At 62.2% G+C, this 18,096-nt stretch carries 13 protein-coding genes; 6 read left to right on the top strand and 7 right to left on the bottom strand.

Going from position 1 to position 18,096, the window contains the following annotated elements; all coding sequences use genetic code 11:
• Positions 1-244: 244 nt before the first annotated feature.
• Together MWH26_RS10720 and MWH26_RS10715 are read right to left on the bottom strand one after the other, a co-directional pair.
• Complete coding sequence (locus MWH26_RS10720) at positions 245-2,881, bottom strand: PAS domain-containing protein (RefSeq protein WP_247974276.1); 2,637 nt, start codon at positions 2,879-2,881, stop codon at positions 245-247.
• A gap of 232 nt (positions 2,882-3,113) precedes the next feature.
• Positions 3,114-3,377 (bottom strand): hypothetical protein, encoded by a 264-nt coding sequence (locus MWH26_RS10715; RefSeq protein WP_247974275.1) that lies wholly within the window; start codon positions 3,375-3,377, stop codon positions 3,114-3,116.
• A gap of 196 nt (positions 3,378-3,573) precedes the next feature.
• On the opposite strand from MWH26_RS10715, the gene MWH26_RS10710 reads away from it, so the two are divergent.
• Positions 3,574-5,373, top strand: a complete 1,800-nt coding sequence (locus MWH26_RS10710; RefSeq protein WP_247974274.1) for a M61 family metallopeptidase — start codon at positions 3,574-3,576, stop codon at positions 5,371-5,373.
• 76 nt (positions 5,374-5,449) lie between these two features.
• Here MWH26_RS10710 and MWH26_RS10705 read toward each other — a convergent pair whose 3' ends face one another.
• The 3 genes from MWH26_RS10705 to MWH26_RS10695 all read right to left on the bottom strand — a co-directional run bounded on the left by MWH26_RS10705 (position 5,450) and on the right by MWH26_RS10695 (position 8,601).
• On the bottom strand, positions 5,450-5,770 hold the full coding sequence (locus tag MWH26_RS10705) for a hypothetical protein (protein WP_247974273.1): 321 nt from the start codon (positions 5,768-5,770) through the stop codon (positions 5,450-5,452).
• A gap of 196 nt (positions 5,771-5,966) precedes the next feature.
• Positions 5,967-6,818 (bottom strand): universal stress protein, encoded by an 852-nt coding sequence (locus MWH26_RS10700; RefSeq protein ID WP_247974272.1) that lies wholly within the window; start codon positions 6,816-6,818, stop codon positions 5,967-5,969.
• Positions 6,819-7,104: 286 nt separating this feature from the next.
• On the bottom strand, positions 7,105-8,601 hold the full coding sequence (locus tag MWH26_RS10695; protein ID WP_247974271.1) for a M28 family metallopeptidase: 1,497 nt from the start codon (positions 8,599-8,601) through the stop codon (positions 7,105-7,107).
• A 668-nt stretch (positions 8,602-9,269) separates the two neighbouring features.
• On the opposite strand from MWH26_RS10695, the gene MWH26_RS10690 reads away from it, so the two are divergent.
• On the top strand, positions 9,270-10,151 hold the full coding sequence (locus MWH26_RS10690) for an aldo/keto reductase (RefSeq protein WP_247974270.1): 882 nt from the start codon (positions 9,270-9,272) through the stop codon (positions 10,149-10,151).
• On the top strand, positions 10,148-11,854 hold the full coding sequence (locus tag MWH26_RS10685; RefSeq protein WP_247974269.1) for a GMC oxidoreductase: 1,707 nt from the start codon (positions 10,148-10,150) through the stop codon (positions 11,852-11,854). Before MWH26_RS10690 ends, MWH26_RS10685 begins: the two co-directional genes overlap by 4 nt.
• Before the next feature lie 40 nt (positions 11,855-11,894).
• Here MWH26_RS10685 and MWH26_RS10680 read toward each other — a convergent pair whose 3' ends face one another.
• Positions 11,895-13,325, bottom strand: a complete 1,431-nt coding sequence (locus MWH26_RS10680) for an RtcB family protein (protein ID WP_247974268.1) — start codon at positions 13,323-13,325, stop codon at positions 11,895-11,897.
• Between the two features lie 459 nt (positions 13,326-13,784).
• On the opposite strand from MWH26_RS10680, the gene MWH26_RS10675 reads away from it, so the two are divergent.
• Together MWH26_RS10675 and MWH26_RS10670 are read left to right on the top strand one after the other, a co-directional pair.
• Positions 13,785-15,386 (top strand): protein adenylyltransferase SelO, encoded by a 1,602-nt coding sequence (locus MWH26_RS10675; protein WP_247974267.1) that lies wholly within the window; start codon positions 13,785-13,787, stop codon positions 15,384-15,386.
• 365 nt (positions 15,387-15,751) lie between these two features.
• Complete coding sequence (locus MWH26_RS10670) at positions 15,752-17,071, top strand: leucine-rich repeat-containing protein kinase family protein (RefSeq protein WP_247974266.1); 1,320 nt, start codon at positions 15,752-15,754, stop codon at positions 17,069-17,071.
• A 73-nt stretch (positions 17,072-17,144) separates the two neighbouring features.
• Here the strand turns inward: MWH26_RS10670 and MWH26_RS10665 are convergent, their stop codons facing one another.
• On the bottom strand, positions 17,145-17,537 hold the full coding sequence (locus tag MWH26_RS10665) for a SpoIIAA family protein (RefSeq protein WP_244696596.1): 393 nt from the start codon (positions 17,535-17,537) through the stop codon (positions 17,145-17,147).
• A gap of 88 nt (positions 17,538-17,625) precedes the next feature.
• On the opposite strand from MWH26_RS10665, the gene msrB reads away from it, so the two are divergent.
• A complete protein-coding gene (gene msrB / locus MWH26_RS10660) occupies positions 17,626-18,090 on the top strand; it encodes a peptide-methionine (R)-S-oxide reductase MsrB (protein WP_247974265.1) in 465 nt (154 codons plus the stop codon).
• Positions 18,091-18,096 lie beyond the last annotated feature (6 nt).

Raw genomic sequence — 18,096 nt, 5'->3', positions numbered from 1 at the left:
GTGCGAACAACTATACAAAGGAGCGTCATACCCCGGTTACACCTCGGTATGACGCTCCTTTTGTGTTAATAAACAGTCGTTTAACTATTTGCGATTCGCCCCAGGCAGTGCGCCCGGCAACGATTTTATAGGCAGCAACAGCCAACCACTTCATTGCGCTCTGCCTACCACCTGTTGCTGTACTTGTCCAGAGAACCTAGTGCTAGTTCCTGACCTGCAGCGGAGGTAGGGCAGTTTGCCGCTGCTATTCAGAGGGCAGGGCCGAGGCGGGCAAATGAATCCGGAACGTGGTGCCCTGGCCCACGGTACTACTGACTTCCACGTGGCCCCCGGCCTGCTGGGCAATGCGGTTCACGAGGTAAAGCCCCAGCCCTGAGCCCGGCACATGGTCGTGGAAGCGCCGGAACATGGTAAACAAATCGGGGCCGAACCGTGCCAGGTCCAGGCCCAGGCCGTTGTCTTGCACCACCAGCAAGGGGTTGCCCGCGCCCGTTTTGCTGGTGAATGCCCGCACCACCGGCGGGCGGCCGGGGTAGGCGTACTTGAGGGCGTTGCTGAGCAGGTTATACAGGATGCTTTGCAGGTTGAGACGGGCAAACACTACCCGCGGCACGGAGCTGAAATCTAGCTCAAACTGCGCCTGCTGGGCCTCCACCTGGTTGCGCAAACTCTGAATAACGCTCTGGGCCAGGGGGAGCAGCTCCACGGTTTCGGTTGGAAAGCGCTGGGCCAGCCGCTCGGCCTGTACCACCTGGGCCAGACCCTGAATCGTGGCCTGAATCTGTCCCAGGGCGTCCTCAAACATCTGCATGAGGCGCTCGGCGTCGGGGTCGTGGAAGGTGGCCGTGCGCTTGAGCTCCTCAAATACTCCGGCCATGTTGTGCACCGGCTGCTGCAAGTCGTGGGAGGCCGTGTACACGAAGTTGTCCAGGTCCTGATTGATGCGGGTGAGCTGCTCGTTGGTGTGGCCAAGTTGCAGGTTGGCGGCCAGGGCTTTGGCATTGGCTTCCCGCAGCTCTTTGTTGGTGGTAGCGAGTTTTTTACTGGCCAGGGCCAGGGCTTCGGTCAGCTCTTTCTGCTGGTGAATATCCGTGTTGGTCCCGAACCACCGGATGGGCTGCCCGTTTTCGTCGCGCAGGGCCAGGGCCCGCACCAGAAACCAGCGGTAAGTCCCGTCGGCCCGGCGCAGGCGCGCCTCCACCTGGTAGGGGTTGCCGGTGGCCAGGGCCGTCTGCCAGTGCTGTTGCATCAGGGGCAGGTCGTGGGGGTGGAAGAAGGTCATCCAGCCTTGGCCGTTCGTTTGGGCCGGGGTGCTGCCGGTGTAGGCGTACCACTGCTCGTTGTGGTACTCCGCATCCCCGGCGGAGGTAGTCGTCCAGACCAGGTTGGAAATGGCGTTGGTCAGGGTTCGGAAGGCCAGCTCGCTGTGCTCCACTTGGCGGCGGGTCCGCACCAGGTCTGTTACCTCGTAGGCAAACGCCAGCACCCCATCAATGCGCCCGTGCTCATCGTAGCGGGGCTGTTGAATGTAAGTAAAGTACCGATCCTCCAACTGCCCATCCTCGGCCCGAATCAGCGGGATATGAATGCCGACTTCCTGGTGGGTAACGCCTGTTTCGTACACCTGCCGGAAGGTACGGTACACCGTATGGTCTTCAATTTCGGGCAGGGCCTCCAGAATGGGCTTGCCCAGCAAGCTGCGCCCCGGAAACAGCTCCTGGTACCCAGGGTTTACCAGCTCGAACACCAGCTGAGGCCCATCTAGCACGCAAATAGCCGCCGGCGCCTGCATAAAAAACCGCTCCAGACGGGCGCGTTGGCGCTCGGCCTCGGCCTGCGCCAGGTGCGCTTCTTGGGTGCGGGCGGCCACGCGGTGCTCCAGCTCGTTGTTGGTGGTCAGAATCTCCAGGTTAGCCGCCTGCAGCTCCTCGTTGGTCGCCATTAGCTCCTCATTAATGGAGGCCAGCTCCTCATTGGCCTCGGCCAGCCGTTCCTCGCTGAGCTCCACCCGGCGGCGGGCCGTGACCTGCTCCGTTACCTCGTAAGCAAACACCAGAATGCCATCCACAGCACCGACTAAGTTGCGGGTGGCTTGGTAGATAAAGTTGTAGTAGCGCTGGCCCAGCCCGCCCGTATTGTCGTGGTCGAGCTGCACCTGCATTTCGGTGGCGTAAAACGATTCGCCGGTGTGGTACACCGCGTCCAGCAGGTCAAATATCGGCTGTCCGGCCAGCTCCGGCATGGCTTCCCGGATGGGCTTGCCCAGAAGGGGCCGCTCCCCCACCAGCGCCTGATACAGGGGGTTGACGAGCTTGAAAACGTGCTCCGGGCCTTCGAAAATGGTAATCATGGCCGGCGCCTGCATGAACAGGTGGTGCAGGCGGTTGCGCTGGGTTTCAGCCTCGGTACGGGCAGCTTGCTCCCGGGCCTGGCTAGCGCGCAGGGCCTGCTCCACGGCGGTCCGCGACTGGTCGGCCGTATCGGTAAAGCTGACGAGCAGGCCCGTTCCTACCCGCCGGGCCGAGAGGTGGAAATAGTTGTCGAGCCCGTCGCCCTGGTAGTTAACGCTGAAGCGCTCCGGCTGCCCAGAGGTATACGCCCGGCAGTGAAAGTCGAAAACGCCCGTGGGCCGGGTATGAGGGTACAGCTGCAGGTAGGTTTCCGGGGGCCGGGCCGGCAGCCCCAGAATTTGCTGGGCCTTGGGGCTGAGCAGCTCAATAGTAAAATCCACGATTTCGCCGCTGCCAGCCTGGTCGTACACGGGCTTGTAAAGCGCAATACCCGTCAGGGAAACATCAAACAGCCCCTGCACCAACTCATCAAGCGGGAACGTAGCCCCTATTTCAGGTGAGGGAAACGCAGAGTCGGAGAAGTCAGGCACAGGGAAAATTGACAGTAAAACCTATAGAACCTCGGTATGCACTACCACGGCCAGCTACAACAATACTGATAAAATACCGCTCGGTCAGAAAGTTTTTTGGCCTACACGGCGCCGCGTGAGCAAACCAAAAAGCGTGCAGTAGCGGTTATGCGGCAAGTACGTTGCCTAACCCGGTTGCTACAGGGTCAGAACTCAGCTGGCTACATAGAGCGGCCCCTACCAAAGAACCAGCTTAGCTGCCCTCAGCCGTAATATCTTGCACCGCAAACCCGCCTTTGGTTAGGGCCTGCCGGATGCCTTCCGGACCGGGGTTTTCGGCGGCGGCTACCACGGCTACTTCCGCTTCGCCATCTTCGATGCGGTCTACAATCAGGCCCAGACCCATAAGGAGCTGACGCGCCCGGCCAATGCTGTCGGCGTCGGTGAGGGTAGGAATCTGCAGGCGGTAGCGCAGCAGCTGGGTGGGGTTGGTATCGGGGGTGGGAGTGGAGGACATGGCAGAAAGGGAAAGAAGCGAGAAATGCAGCCTGAGCTTACTCTTGTGTACTGCTATGGGCTCGGGAGGTTATGTTGAGGTGGCGCGGCTGGGGTAGTCGGTCGCAAACCAGTAGCTTCGTGGGGCTGAGCGCAACCGCCCGCTCCGTTGCGCGTCAGTAGCCCACGTTCCCTTTTTAATTCTCCATTTTCTCCGCATGACATCCATTTTTCGTCCGGCTGCCGTGGCCGCCCTGCTGGCCCTGGCCGCGCCGGTGCTGGCCAAAGCCCCCCGCGAGCTAACGTACACCGTGAGCATGGACCCAGCCGCCAACAGCAACGCCTTTCAGGTAAAGTTGCTGCTGCCCAAGCTCAAGAAAGACCAGGCTACCTACCAGTTTGCTGCCACTGCGCCCGGCACCTACCAGGTCATGGACATGGGCCGCTTCGTGAGCAACTTTCAGGCCTTCGACGACAAGGGCAAGCCTCTGGAAGCCAAGCAGGTTTCTACCAACCAGTGGCAGCTCAGCCAGCCCGAGAAAACCCGCGAAATCCGCTACACCATTGCCGAAACCTGGGATACCCCGGTAAAGGAGCATCCTATCTACCGCATGTGCGGCTCTTCGCTGGAAACCGACCACGCCCTGCTCAACGGCCAAACCCTGCTGGGCTACCCCCAGGGCATGCAGAATAAGCCCCTGCGCCTGAAACTGGAGTACCCCAGCGGCTGGAAAGCCGGCTCGGTGCTGCAAGCTGACAAGGACGGTTACTACCACCTGCAGGACTACGACCACGCCGTGGACTCGCCCATTCTGCTGGGCCGCCTGACGGAAGCCTCCACCAAGCTTGGCAACGCCGACGTGGCCCTATACTGCTACTCCGCTACCGATAAGGTGCAGGCTGAACCCCTGCTGGGCTACATGCAGAAAATGCTCAACGCCGCTCAGAGCTTCTTCGGGGGGCAGCTGCCGGTGAACCGCTACGCCTTCCTCTATCACTTCGCCGACCGCTCGGCCGGGGCTTGGGAACACTCTTACAGCTCAGAATACGTGCTGCCCGAGCAGCCGCTCACGCCTGAGTCGGCGCAGGGGGTGGTGGACATTGCGGCCCACGAATTCTTCCACGTCATGACCCCGCTCAACATCCACTCCGAGGTAATTGAGCAGTTCAACTTTGTGCAGCCTACTGGCTCGGAGCACCTCTGGCTGTACGAAGGCACCACCGAGTGGGCCTCGCACATGATGCAGCTGCGTGGCGGCCTGGTTCCCCTGGATGATTACCTGAGCATGCTGCACGACAAGGTGCAGTACGACCGCACCCGCACCGATACCACGTATAGCCTTAGCCGCCTGGGCCTGAACTCGTTCAGCGACGAGGGGCAGCGCCAGTACGGCAACATCTACCAGCGCGGGGCCCTCACAGCTGGCCTGCTGGATCTGCGCTTGCTGGAGCTGAGCGGGGGCAAGCGCGGCCTGCGCGACGTGCTGCTGGAGCTGGCCAAGCAGTACGGCCCCAACAAGCCCATCAGCGAGAAAAACTTCTTCCAGGACTTCACCAAGATGACCTACCCGGAAATTGGAGACTTCTTTAAGCGCTACGTGCAGAACGCCGAGCCCTTGCCCTTGCAGGAGTACTACAGCAAAGTGGGGGTGCGCTACGAGCCCATTGTGCACACCGGCAAGCAGGTGGCAACTCTAGGGCAGGTTGGCCTGGCCCCGCGCGACAACAACGTGTATTTCACCCGGGTAGGTGGCCCACTACAGGCCGCCGGGGTGCAGGTGGGCGACCAGCTGCTGGCCGTGGATGGCGTGCGCAACGACTTCACGGCCCTGCGCCGGGTAGCCACCCGTCCCCCCGGCTCCGAGCTGCCCCTGACCATCAGCCGCAACGGCCAAGAGCAGACGATACGGGTGAAGTTGGGTAGCACCGAGGACGTGAAGCGTTACGTCTTCACCCAGGACCCCGCCGCCACGCCCGCCCAACTGGCCCTGCGCCAAGTGTGGCTAAAGAACCTGTAAGACGGGGTTCAGCTAATCAGACAAAAAGCCCCGGCAACGCAAGTTACCGGGGCTTTTTGTTGCGGTGCGGAGCCTGCTAAGCCGGCCGAGCGCCGGCGGTAGCCGCCGAGTTATGATGCAGCAGGGGGGCGGGGTAGGTCTGCACCACGGGAGTAGCTTCCGTGATGGTACCGGCCGCGTCGCAGTAGCAAACCAGGTAGTCGATGCGGCCGCTGCCGGTGGGAACGGTGCGGTCAATGTGGGGGCTACAGGCATTATGAGCAATGCACTTCCATTCCTGGTTGGCCTGGCGGCGGTACACGTAAGCAAAGCGGCCCGCTTGCCGAGGAAAATCAAGGCGGCAGCCAGCCGGCACAAGGTGCAGTTGCAGATCAATAGTAGCAGTCGGAACAGTCATGGTTGTATAGGAGGAGCGGAAGAAAAAGTTGGCTTATTTCGTTCTGAAAGATAGACACCAAATTGACCGTTCTAGCTCCCGGGTTTCTACTGATTTAGCGCGGGATAAATGCGTATTTCGGTTATCAACCATGTGCACCTCCAGCTTTTACGAGCCGAAAACTCCCGATCCTTGCTTGGCCGCCCCCAGCGCCGGCCTACGCCTGGGCGTGAAAAGTGAGAACTGGGGAAGCCGCGTGCAAGGAAACACTCTCGGAAATGCTACCCTGAAAAAAGTGGCTCAGCCCGGCCCGACCGTGGGTCAGCATCACCACCAAGTCGGCGTGGGCCTGCTCGGCAAAGCGCGGAATGCCGGCGCTGGCGTTGGGAGCGGCAAATACGTCGGGCTCATAATGAGTTAGTTGGTGGCGGTCGGCGAAGTGGTGAATGCGCAGCATGGCCTTGTCGTGCTGGCCCGGGTCCGAGACGACGTCGAGCAGGTGGAGCAGAGCCTCCGGAAACACCTCCTGCACCTGCCGCAGGCTTGAAATGGCCAGGTCCGCTTCGGCCGAAAAATCAGAGGCAAAGACAATATGCCGCACTTCGAAATTTGGGGCCGGGTGCTTTACCGTCAGAACGGGGCAGGAAGCCAACCGTACCACGTGCTCCGTGCGCGAACCGGTAAACACGTGCTGCCAGGCGTGATGGTCCTTGGTGCCCATCACCACTAAATCAATCTTCCGGTCCCGTATGGTATCGAGCACTGCGTCGTCAAAGGCCGCCGTATGCATCAGGTCCTGCACCTGCACGCCGGGAAAGGTGCGCTGAGCCTCGGCCATCAGCTCGTGCATGCGGCGCTTCACCACCTGCAGGAGCTTGAGGGTGTACACATCATTGAGGCCGCCTCCGCCCGCCAGCCCGCCCGTGGTGGCATACCGCGCCGTTTCTGGTAGGTCCACTACGTGCAGCAGGGTAACCTGGCCGCCGGTGCGCCGGGCTACCTGCAGGGCAAGCTCAAAGGCGTTGTGAGCAGTGGGTGAAAAATCTGTGGGTACCAGTAGATTCTTCATAAAGCGGGGAAATGAAGGTGGAAAAGTATAAGTCGAAGGCAGTGAGGTTAGGCGGTTTATTTCAGGAATAATATATAGAGTAATTTTCCTTAATGCAAGTGGCTGAAGGGTTTAGGTCGCGCGTGTAAGCGGCGGCGCATCGGAAGTACAAGGTATTAATAGCTAGGTGCAGCAGCTGGGGCGCAGGCACCAGCGCCGTGGTTGGCAACTGACTCATGCACAAAGCCCGACTCCCTGAATCAGGAAGCCGGGCTTTGAGGACTGACGAATACTAGGGTTAAGCGAACTACCGCTCCAGCTTGAAGTCGGGGTCTACGGTTACGCGCTCGGGCGCAGCCGAAACGGCCCAGCCGGTGGCGTACATCCAGCGGGTCATGCGAGTCAGCTTGGCTACGTCAATGCGCGAGGCTTCGTCGCGGGGCGTGTGGTAGTCGGGGTGAAGCAGGGTGGTGAAGAACAGGGCCGGAATGCCCGCCCGGGCGTAGGGTAGGTGGTCGGAGCGGAAATACCAGCCCTCGGGGTGCTTGGCGTCGTCCCAGGAGTTATCGAGGGCGAATTTGGTGTGGTTCTCGTTGGCCTTTAGCGCCATGTCTACCAGGGCTTTGGAGTTGCGGTGGGGCGGGGTGGAGCCCAGCAAGGCCGCCGAGTCGGGGGCGTTGCGGCCCATCATGTCGCCGTTCAGCACGGCCACAATGGAGGCCTTGGCCACCGTGGGGTGCTCGGCGTACCAGCGCGAGCCCAGCAGCCCCCGCTCCTCGGCCCCGTGCCAGACAAACAAGGCCGAGCGGGCGCCTGGCCGCTGCTTCCAGGCCCGGCCAATGGCCAGCAACGCCACGCTCACCGTGGCATTGTCGTCGGCCCCGTTCCAGATGGAGTCGCCAGCTACGGGCGCTCCGATGCCGTCGTGGTCGTGGTGGCCGCTGAAAAGTACGTGCTCCGTGCGGCGGGTAGGGTCGGTGCCGGGGGCGCGGGCCACCACATTCATGGAAGGGTACTCGTAGTCGTTGGCAACCAGCTCCGCCTGGAGCCGGGCCCCGCGGGCTTGCAGTTGGGCGGCCACGGCCTGGCGCACCAGCAGCACCGGCACCGGGGAGGTGGGCAGGGGCATGGAAGGCAGCAGGTAGAGGCCATCCTGGTAGCGGTGGCCCACAAACTCCAGGCTGGGCTCAGCGGTGGCATTGGCCGCCAGAATAATGCCGGCTACTCCGCGCGTGCGCAGGGCGGCGCTTTGCTGCCCGATGCCGGCCAGGGTATAGCGCATGGCCCACAAGCTCATCTTCGGGGCCGGCAGGGGGGTAGGTGGCAGCAAGGGCATGGCCACAATTTTGCCGCGCAGGTTCTGGCGCACGGTGTCAGCCAGAGAGTTAAGCCAAACCACCGGGCCATCGAGGCGGGCGTTGAGCGGGGTAGTTACCCAGGCATCTTTCCACAAGCTCAAGGGCTTGCCGCCGACGGTAAGACGGGTGGAAGCGGCCACCGTAACCCGCCGCAAGGGGTAAAACTGAAAATACGTGCCCTCGTCGCCGGCGGGCTCCAGGCCGGCTTCGCGGGCGCGCTCGGCCACCCAAATGGCGGCCCGCAGCTCGTCGGCGGTGCCGGCCCGGCGGCCCCGGAACTTGTCGTCGGCCAGGGCAAACAAGTCGCGGCGCACCTCCGCCTCCTGAATGGCACTCAGGAGCGGCTCGCCCGGCGCACGGGAAGCGGCGGGCGCACTGCTGCGGGTGCAGGCCGATAACAGAGTCGTCGTCAGGCCCAGGCCCGCTAGTAGGGTAGTAAAACGCATAGGCTTACAAAAAATGGAAAGGCAAAAAGGTAGTTCTGGGTAGGCTGGTGCGCCCCAGCTGAGCTGGAAGCGGGCCGCCGGAAAAGGTATTCGTGGAAACTAAATGTACTTCATTGCCTGAACAACAGGCAAGCTTGGTTTTGGCCCGCCCCCTAGGTAAGAGGTTAGCGGTTGAGGTAGCGGCGAGAAGGTAGGGGAGCCGTTGGGCAGGTTCTAATGCGCTGCTACGGGCGCGTGTGGGCTGAAATGGCGGAGCGGAACCTGCCTATCTGACAACGTTTACTACCGAAATAGCTGCCTGCTGCCTGCACCAGTCCTGCTTGGGCAGGAAACCACAAATGGCACCTTGCAAAGGCAGGATATACTCACGTTTTAAAATATTTATTTAAATTATTATACAAAATCAAAAAATGTATCAATATTTACCCTGGTGGAAACCTCTTGTTTTCCCTTTCACCCCTCATGGTGCTCTTTTCAGGTACTACCAAAAGGACTTGTAGCAATTGTTGCTGGGTACCGCGCGGTGAGGGCCTGTAACAGGAACGGGCACCTTCCACCGGCGTCACTCCGGTCAACTGCGCCTAGCCGGCAGCAAGGGAGCTGCCGGTTGGTAGCGGTGGCAAGTAGGGTGTCTATCAATCGTATAATCAACCGCAAGCGCAAAAGGCATGATTTCACTGGAGCAGTTGTCGCCCCTAGGCATAGGAACCAGCCGAGTCGCTTCCCTGGGCAGCCGCCTGGCCCCGGCGGCCTTCGCCGAAATGCTGCAGGTAGCCGCCGAGCGCGAGGTAAACCTGATTGACACGGCCGACTTTTACGGCTCCGGCGACGCTGAGCGGCTAATTCGGAAAGGAATCAAAGCCACAGGCAAGCCCTTCTTCGTGGTTACGAAAGCGGGTCAGCCCTACGTGCATACGCCCGGCTGGCTTTCGCCCCTGAACCAACTGGCCAAAAAGGTAAAGCAGCGCAGCGGGGCCAAAAACAACTACACCTCGGCCTACCTGATCCGTAGCGTGCAGAAAAGCAACCAGCGCCTCGGCGTGGAAGCCGCCGATGCCCTGCTGCTGCACGAGCCCACCTGGCACGACATTGCCCACGCCGACCCCTGGGAAGGGCTAGCCACCATCCGAAAGCAGGGCCTGGCGCGCTACACGGGCGTTTCCAGCAACGACTACCGGGTGGTAGAGGCCGGCCTAGCGAGCGGACAGGTGCAGCTAGTGCAAACCACCGTAAGCTGGCGCCGCCCCAACCCCATTGTGGCTTTGTGCCAGGCGCAGGGCGTGCCAGTGCTAGCCAATATGGTGTTGCAGCCCTTCAGCGCCCTGCAACCCACCTTTGCCCGGCAGGCCACCGCCGTGCAGCAACTGCCGGGCCTCACGGGCCTGAGCTTGGCCCAACTGCTGATTGGGGCGGTGCTGGCCGAAAAACAAGCCGACATCGTGCTATTCGGTACCAGTAGCCTCGGGCACTTACAGCACAATATGGAGGCCTTGCGCTACCTGCCCAGTTTGCCCGCCGCCTTACCCCACTTACACCAGCTACTCGCATGATTATCTCGAAGAACACGTTTGAGGAGGGGCAGACGCTGACGGCGGACTTATGCCTGATTGGGAGCGGTCCGGCCGCCATTTCCATTGCGTTGAGCCTGGAAAACACGCCGTTGCGGGTGCTGGTGCTCACGGGCGGGGGCTGGACGGAAACCCTAGCCAACCAGGATTTATACCGGGGCGTGGTGCCCCAGGCCGGCACCCACGAGCCCCTGGAGGAGAACCGGCGTCGGCAGTTTGGGGGTAGCTCCGCCGCCTGGGGGGGGCGCTGCATTCCCTTTGAGCCCCTCGACTTTAAGCCCCGGGCCTGGGTGCCCGACAGTGGCTGGCCGATTACGTACGAGGAGCTGCTGCCCTACTACCACAAAGCCGCCGACGTGTGCCAGATCGGGCGGTTTGAGTTTGATGGGCACCAGGCCTTCCCCAGCGGACAGCGCGAAATTCTGGCCGGCATGGATTCCGAGGAGCTGACTTCCGGGCCGTTGGAGCGCTGGAGCCCGCCGGTGCATTTCGCCAAAACCTACCAGGGTATTCTGGAAAACAGCCGCAACATTCAGGTGCTGCTCGATGCCCACGTCCTGTCCCTGGAAACCGAAGACGACCACAGCACCACCGTCGGCCACGTGAGGGTGCGCATGGAAGGCCGCGAATTGCGGGTGAAGGCCCGGCAGTTTGTGCTGGCTACCGGCGGCATAGAAAACGCCCGGTTACTGCTGGCCTCTACTAGCGCGCGGTTTCCTACCGGCCTGGGCAACCAGCACGACAACGTGGGCCGCTACTACATGGCCCATATCTGCGGGGTGTACACCGACATCCGGCTACACGACAACAAAAAGCTGCAGGCCGATTTTGAGCGGGACGCGGGCGGCGTGTACTGCCGCCGTCGCTGGTGGATTCCGGAGCCCGCCCAGGAAAATCACCAGTTACTTAACACCATCTTCTTCCTCTACCACGCCAAAAACGAGAACGGCCACCGCGACGTGCTATTCTCGTCTAGGTTCGTAGCTAAGTCCCTGCTCTTTATCCTGAGCCAGGGGCGCAAGTCCATGAGCCGGGGCGTGCAGCAGGCCCGGCAGCAACTGCCCGCCCTGCGGGAGCACCTAGCCAACATCCTCAGCAACGGCCTCACCGAAATTCCGGACTTGGTGAGGCTGGGGCTCAAGCGCATGGCCAAGCGCCGGGTGCCCTACCTGTTACCCTCGCGCCGCAACCCATACTGGGGGCTCTACATTCAGGCCGAGCAAGCCCCCAACCGGGAAAGCCGCATCTGCCTCTCGGAAACGGAAAAGGATGCCTTTGGCATGCCCCGGGCCGAGGTGAAGCTGGCGTTTTTGGAGTCGGATGTGGAATCGGTGGTGCAGGCCCACAAGCTGTTCGTGGAGCGGTTCAAGGCCCTGGACCTGGGCGAAATCAACTGCGAGGAAGCCGATTTGCGCGACCATATCCGCAAGCATATTGCCTCGTTTAACTCCTCGGCTCACCACATCGGCACCACCCGCATGTCGGAGGATCCGCGTACGGGCGTAGTCGATAAGCACGCCAAGGTGCACGGGCTGGACAATCTGTACGTGGCGGGCTCCTCCGTATTTCCCACGGGCGGGCACGCCAATCCTACCCTTACCATCGTGGCCCACGCCCTGCTCCTGGCCGATCATCTGAAGGCCGAAGCCTTAACTCCGGTGCGGGAAGCGCAGCTCGTTGGCTAGGCCCTAGCTCACCCCACGAGCTGCTTCCGACTAGCTGGCGTTACTCGCCGCCGTACTTGCTTTTGCCCCCGCCGCCGGCATCCATGCGCACAATGCGCGGGCGGAAGGAGCCCAGCACATCCACTAGGTCCTGCTGGTGGGCCATTACCTGGTGAATGTCCTTGTAGGCTTGGGGCGCTTCGTCGAGGCCGCCCCCAATCAGCTCAATGCCCTGGTCGCGCAGCAGGCGGCGCAGCTCACCTTCCGTGACCTGCTGCTTGGCCTGGGTACGCGAAAGGCGCCGCCCCGCCCCGTGCGAGGCCGACTGAATGGAGTCCCGCTCGCCGCGGCCGCGCACGATAAAGCCGGGGGCCGTCATCGAGCCCGGAATCACCCCGAGTACGCCCTGGCCGGCGGGGGTAGCCCCCTTGCGGTGCACAATGGCCTCGCGCCCGTCGGGCAGGGTTTCCTTCCAGGCGAAGTTGTGGTGGTTTTCCACTTTGGCCAGGGGCTTCTCGCCCAAAGCTAGGCTGAGGCGGCGGTGAATGTCGTGGTGGCAGGCCGAGGCATAGTCGCCGGCCAGGTTCATGGCCCGCCAGTACTCCTGGCCCTCCTGCGAGTCTAGGTCGAGCCAGGCTAGGTAGCGCGCTTCCGGGGGGAGGGGACACTTCTGCATGGCTACCTTGGTGTAGTGCTGGGCAATGGCCGCACCCAGCCCCCGGGAGCCGCTGTGTGAGAGTAGCCCCAAATACTGCCCGATGGGTACGCCCAACTCGTTGTCTTCCGAGGTAATATCCACCACGCCCCACTCCACGAAGTGGTTGCCCGAGCCCGAGGAACCGAGCTGGTTGATGGCCGCCTCGCGCTTGCCCTTGACCACCGGAATTTCCCGGAACTCCGGCCGGTCCAGAATGGGGTCGTGGGTGGGGTTCTTGAACACTTCCTTGGCCCCGAAACGGGTGTGGTTGTGCAGCAGCTTTTTCAACTCCTGGGTGCGCTGGTCCAGGTAGCGCGGCGGGAGGGGAAACACCGACAGGGCCATGCGGCAGCCAATGTCCATGCCCACGCCGTAGGGAATCACGGCGTTATCCACGGCCAGCACCCCGCCAATGGGCAGGCCGTAGCCCTGGTGGGCATCGGGCATGAGGGCCCCGTCCAGGGTTACGGGCAGCTTCATGGCGGTGTCCATCTGCTTGCGGGCGCCGTCTTCAATAAAGGCCTCGCCGTAGCGGCGGTAGTCTTTCACGTCGGGGCTGAGGCTGACGTCGCGGCTGGGGTCAGGCACAAACTCCTTGGCCAGCTCCCGCCACAGCGAGTCGCGGAGGTAGGCGTAGGGGTCGGCCTTTATTTTTTGGAGCAGAGCCAGGGCGCTGCCTTTGTCGAGATTCTTGAGCTGGCGGTCTTCCAGAATATCCAGGGCCAGAGTGGTGGCCCGGCCTTCGGGGTAGCCAATTTTGCGCAGGTCGTTGCCGCGCAGCTTTTGCGTTGCCATGGGGAGAGGAGGGTAGGTGGTAGCAGGTGTAGCGCTGATTGAGGCCCAGAGGTTATGGTCGAGGTTGGCCTCACCCCCCGGCCCCGCAACTGCTTCATGCGCAGTATCCCGTGGAGAGGGGGAGCCTGACGATTCCGGCAGCGCAGCACTTTCGGCTCCCGACTCAAGCACTGCTACCTCGTTTAAACGATATAGCGCGAAGTAGAACTTCGCGTTACTATAGCATAAGCTTCTCCCATATAGAAACCGTAGCTGTTCCGGAGGCGGGCGCCGACGGGGCCGTGCAGAACGTCAGTCGTTTGGCTCCCCCTCTCCACGGGAGAGGGGGCCGGGGGGTGAGGCCCGCCATACCGTTCAGCTACCGGTTTTACCTGCCGGTGCTGCGGAAACTTACGGGCCCGATTCGCGTTTTCGAGGGGCAGGTGCCGCCTACGCAAGGCGCCCTTAGCTCGCATTTCTATGTCTACTACCACCCATTCCATAGATCAAGCCCCGTTTCAAAATTCCTTTGTGGATGAGTTGCGTGGCGAGACTTCCCTAGACAGACGGCCCCGGCAGGTGCCCGGCTACCACTACTCCCGCGTGGAGCCTACCGCCGTACCCGATCCGCACCTGCTGGCCTGGTCCGAGGAGCTAGCCGCCTTCCTGGGGCTGGTGCGCCCCCCGGAGCGCGGCCCGGCCGTGGACGTGCTGGCCGGCAACCGGCTGGCTCCCAGTATGAAACCCTTTGCCGCCCGCTACGGCGGCCACCAGTTCGGCAACTGGGCCGGGCAGCTCGGCGACGGTCGGGCCATGTCCTTGGGTGAGCTGACGGCTACCGATGGCACCACCTGGGAAGTGCAGCTGAAAGGCGCCGGCCCCACGCCCTACTCCCGCCGCGCCGACGGGCGGGCTGTGCTGCGCTCCTCCGTGCGGGAGTTTCTGTGCTCCGAGGCCATGCACTACCTGGGCGTGCCTACCACCCGGGCCCTGAGCCTAGTAGCCACCGGCGACACAGTGGTGCGCGACATGTTCTACAATGGCAATCCGCGGCCCGAGCCCGGCGCCATTGTGGCCCGGGTGGCGCCTACCTTCGTGCGCTTCGGCAGCTTCCAGATTTTCCTGGCCACCGGCGAAATGGACAACCTGCGCGCCCTGGCCGACTACGTCATTCGGCGCTACTACCCCGAGCTGGGCGAGCCTTCCCCGGAAGTGTACGTGAGTTGGTTTAAGGAAATCTGCCGCCGCACGGCTGTCATGATTGCGCACTGGCAGTCGGTGGGCTTTGTGCACGGGGTGATGAACACCGACAACATGAGCATTCTGGGCCTAACCATCGACTACGGCCCCTACGGCTGGCTGGAGCCCTACGACCCCGACTGGACGCCCAACACCACCGATTTTGGCGGGCGGCGCTACGCCTTCGGGCAGCAGCCCCGGGTAGCCCTCTGGAATCTGATGCAGCTCGGCCAAGCACTGCTGCCGCTGGTGCATGACGTGGAGCAACTCAACCCCGCCCTCGACGTGTACATCAACACCCTGGAAACCACCCGCCACGAGATGATGCTGCGCAAGCTTGGCCTCACTTCCTTGAATCGGGAAGAAGATCAGGCCCTGTTTGAAGCCCTGGAGCAAACTCTGGCGGAATCGGAGGTTGATATGACCCTGTTTTTCCGTCGCCTCTCGCACGCGGCGCCCGCCATGCTAAAGGCCCCCGAAAACGGGGAGGCCCAGTGGCGGGAACTGCTGGCCGCCACTGCGTACTCCATGGCCCCCAACGAGGAGCAAAGCCTGCTGCAATGGCTCCATCGGTACTTCCTGCGCCTGCAGCAGGAGCAGGCCAGTCCGGAGGCTATCCGGGAAAAGATGCTGGCCGCCAACCCCAAATACGTGCTGCGTAACTACCTGGCCCAGCAGGCCATTGAAGCCGCCGAAGCCGGCGACCTGTCGGTGCTGAACCGCTTGATGGAGGTATTGAAAAAGCCCTTCGATGAGCAGCCCGAGCACGAAGAGCTGGCCGCCAAGCGCCCCGACTGGGCCCGCGAAAAGCCCGGCTGCGCTACCCTCTCGTGCAGTTCGTAAGGCTGGACTAGGGTAGGGCCGAGCTGTGTACGCAAAAGTAAAAAGGCCGTCATGCCGAGGCGCAGCCGAAGCATCTGGCGTGCAGTAAGCTGGTTTACTACTCCAACCTCAGCACGCGAGATGCTTCGGCTGCGCCTCGGCATGACGCCTTCGCTAGGTCAGAAATCTTCACCTCTCCACATGCCCCAAGCGGCTTCACAAACCGGTTGTCCTTCCGACGCAGGAGAAATCTAGGTATAGTATCCCATGATCAACCCCGATTCCTCTTACGTCGGAAGGACAGATGGCGCGTGCGTTTATTCACTTATCTGAGAGCTGAAAGTGGGCATGATGCCCGTCCGGGCTTCCTTGCCGACCTTTGCCGCATGCACACGCTTGAACAACTGCGCGCCGGAAAGCTGGCGGGTACTACCCGCCTCGATTTGTCGGAAGACTTAACGGAGTTTCCTCGGGAGATTTTTGACCTCGCCGACACGCTGGAAATTCTGAACCTAACCAGCAACCGCCTCTCGGAGCTGCCGGCGGATTTTGCCCGGTTAACTCAGCTGCGCATTCTGTTTTGCTCCGAAAACCAGTTTACCGTCGTGCCCGAGGTGCTGGGCCAGTGCCCGGAGCTGAGCATGGTCGGTTTCAAGGCCAACCAGATTCAGGTGCTGCCAGCCGCGGCCCTGCCGCCCAAGCTGCGCTGGCTGATTCTAACCGACAATCGGCTCGGCGAGCTGCCCCCGGAAATTGGCCGCTGCCACTACCTGCAGAAGCTGATGCTGGCCGGCAATCAGCTCACGCACCTGCCCAAAACCCTGGCCAACTGCACCAATCTAGAGTTACTACGCTTAGCAGCCAACCGCTTTACCAGCCTACCGCAGTGGCTGCTGACCATGCCCCGCCTGACCTGGCTGGCCTTTGCCGGCAACCCGTTCAGCGAGCCGGCTGAGGCTGCCGCCGAAGCCCGGAATCCTATGCAGGGCATCGATTGGGAAAACCTGCAGATTGAGCAGCAATTGGGCGAAGGCGCTTCCGGCTGGATTTACCGGGCCCAGTGGCAGCCGGCGGCCGCTCCCGCCGAGGCAGTAGCGGTAAAGCTGTTCAAAGGCGCCCTCACCAGCGACGGACTGCCCGGCAGCGAGATGGTAGCCTGCATGAGTGCGGGCGTGCATCCCAACCTGGTGGCGGTAAAAGGCAAAGTGGCCCATCATGTCGACAGGGAAGGGCTGGTGCTGGAGCTGATTGACCCGGCGTTCCGGAACCTGGCCGGCCCGCCCAGTTTTGCCACCTGCACCCGCGACGTGTACGCCCCCAACCTGCACTTTAGCCTGGAGGCTACCCTTCGCCTGGTCCGCGGTATTGCCGGGGCCACGGCCCACCTGCACGCCCGCGGCATCCTGCACGGCGACCTGTACGCCCACAACATCCTATACACTCCGGCCGGCGACTCCTTGCTGAGCGACTTTGGAGCGGCCTGCTTCTTCGACCCCGCCGAAACCAGCACCGCCCCAGCATTACAGCGCCTGGAAACCCGGGCGTTTGGGTGCTTGCTGGAAGAGCTGTTGGCCCGAACCGAGGTGCCCGCGGCGGCGGCCGGCACTTTCCAGCACTTGCTGGCTTTGCAGCAGCAGTGCTTGCAGCCCGAGGTAGCAGCCCGGCCTTTGCTCACCGAAATTCAGGAGCGGTTGGCGCACCTGTAGGAAGTTGCGGAGGGGAAATCCGCAGAAAATGGACCCGGTAGTCAGGCCCATCTAGTGTGGGCGCAATGGGTGCTCAGGCCTGCCGCACCAGCCAGGCGTAGGCGGTGGCCACGTCATCGAAGAGCACCACTACGGGCTGGGTAACGAACTGCATGGCCGTATCCATGGATTTGCGCGCCGACCAGTGGGGCGGGCACACCCAGGCCACGAACTGCATGCCTTCTTCGGCCAGCATGCGGTAGTACTGGCCGCCTACCCACCGGGCGCCCTGTTCCCAGCCGCTGGTTACCTGGCTGTTGTCGTTGAGCATTTTGTGGCACGGGCGCTGTTTCAGGTACTGCAGCACCAACTCGCCGCCCGTCTGCGCCGAGGTAGCGTCGTGCGTGCCTTTCCACTCCACGTACAGCCACTGGTGGTCGGGGTCGTAGCCAATAGAAAGTGAAGAGGTGTCGTATAGATACTCCATGCCACATACGGCTAGCCACCGCGTTCAACTTCGTCCAAGTCCTACAAAACTCAACACTTCCCTTTCTACACCTGACCTCAAAGGTAGTATGCTCCGCTGGATAGACGTGCTTAAATTTGCCAAATACAGCAACCCCGAGCCCCCGCGCCGCTTGGAGCTGTCGGAGGACCAGTGGCAGGCCCGACTTAGTTTCGCCCAATTCCGGGTAATGCGCCAGAAAGCTACCGAGCCGCCCTACCGCAACGCCTACTGCCGCTCCTACGAGCCCGGCGTGTACGCCTGCCGGGGCTGCGGCACCCTACTCTTCGACTCCAGCACCAAGTACCACGCTATGTCGGGCTGGCCCAGCTTCACCCAGCCTGTGGCCCGCAACCTTATCCGCTACGCCTTCGACGAAAGCCACCACATGCAGCGCATCGAGGCCCTGTGCAACATCTGCCAGGCTCACCTGGGCCACGTCTTTCCGGATGGGCCCGAGCCAAGCGGGCTGCGCTACTGCCTGAACTCGGAGAGTCTGGAGCGGCTGCCAGCTGCTGAGCCGCCCCTGGAATAACCCTGC

The organism is Hymenobacter sublimis, from assembly GCF_023101345.1.
GTDB classification, from domain to species: Bacteria; Bacteroidota; Bacteroidia; order Cytophagales; family Hymenobacteraceae; genus Hymenobacter; species Hymenobacter sublimis.
The sequence above is the reverse complement of the archived record's forward strand: the minus strand, read 5'-3'. Positions and strand labels throughout refer to the sequence as shown.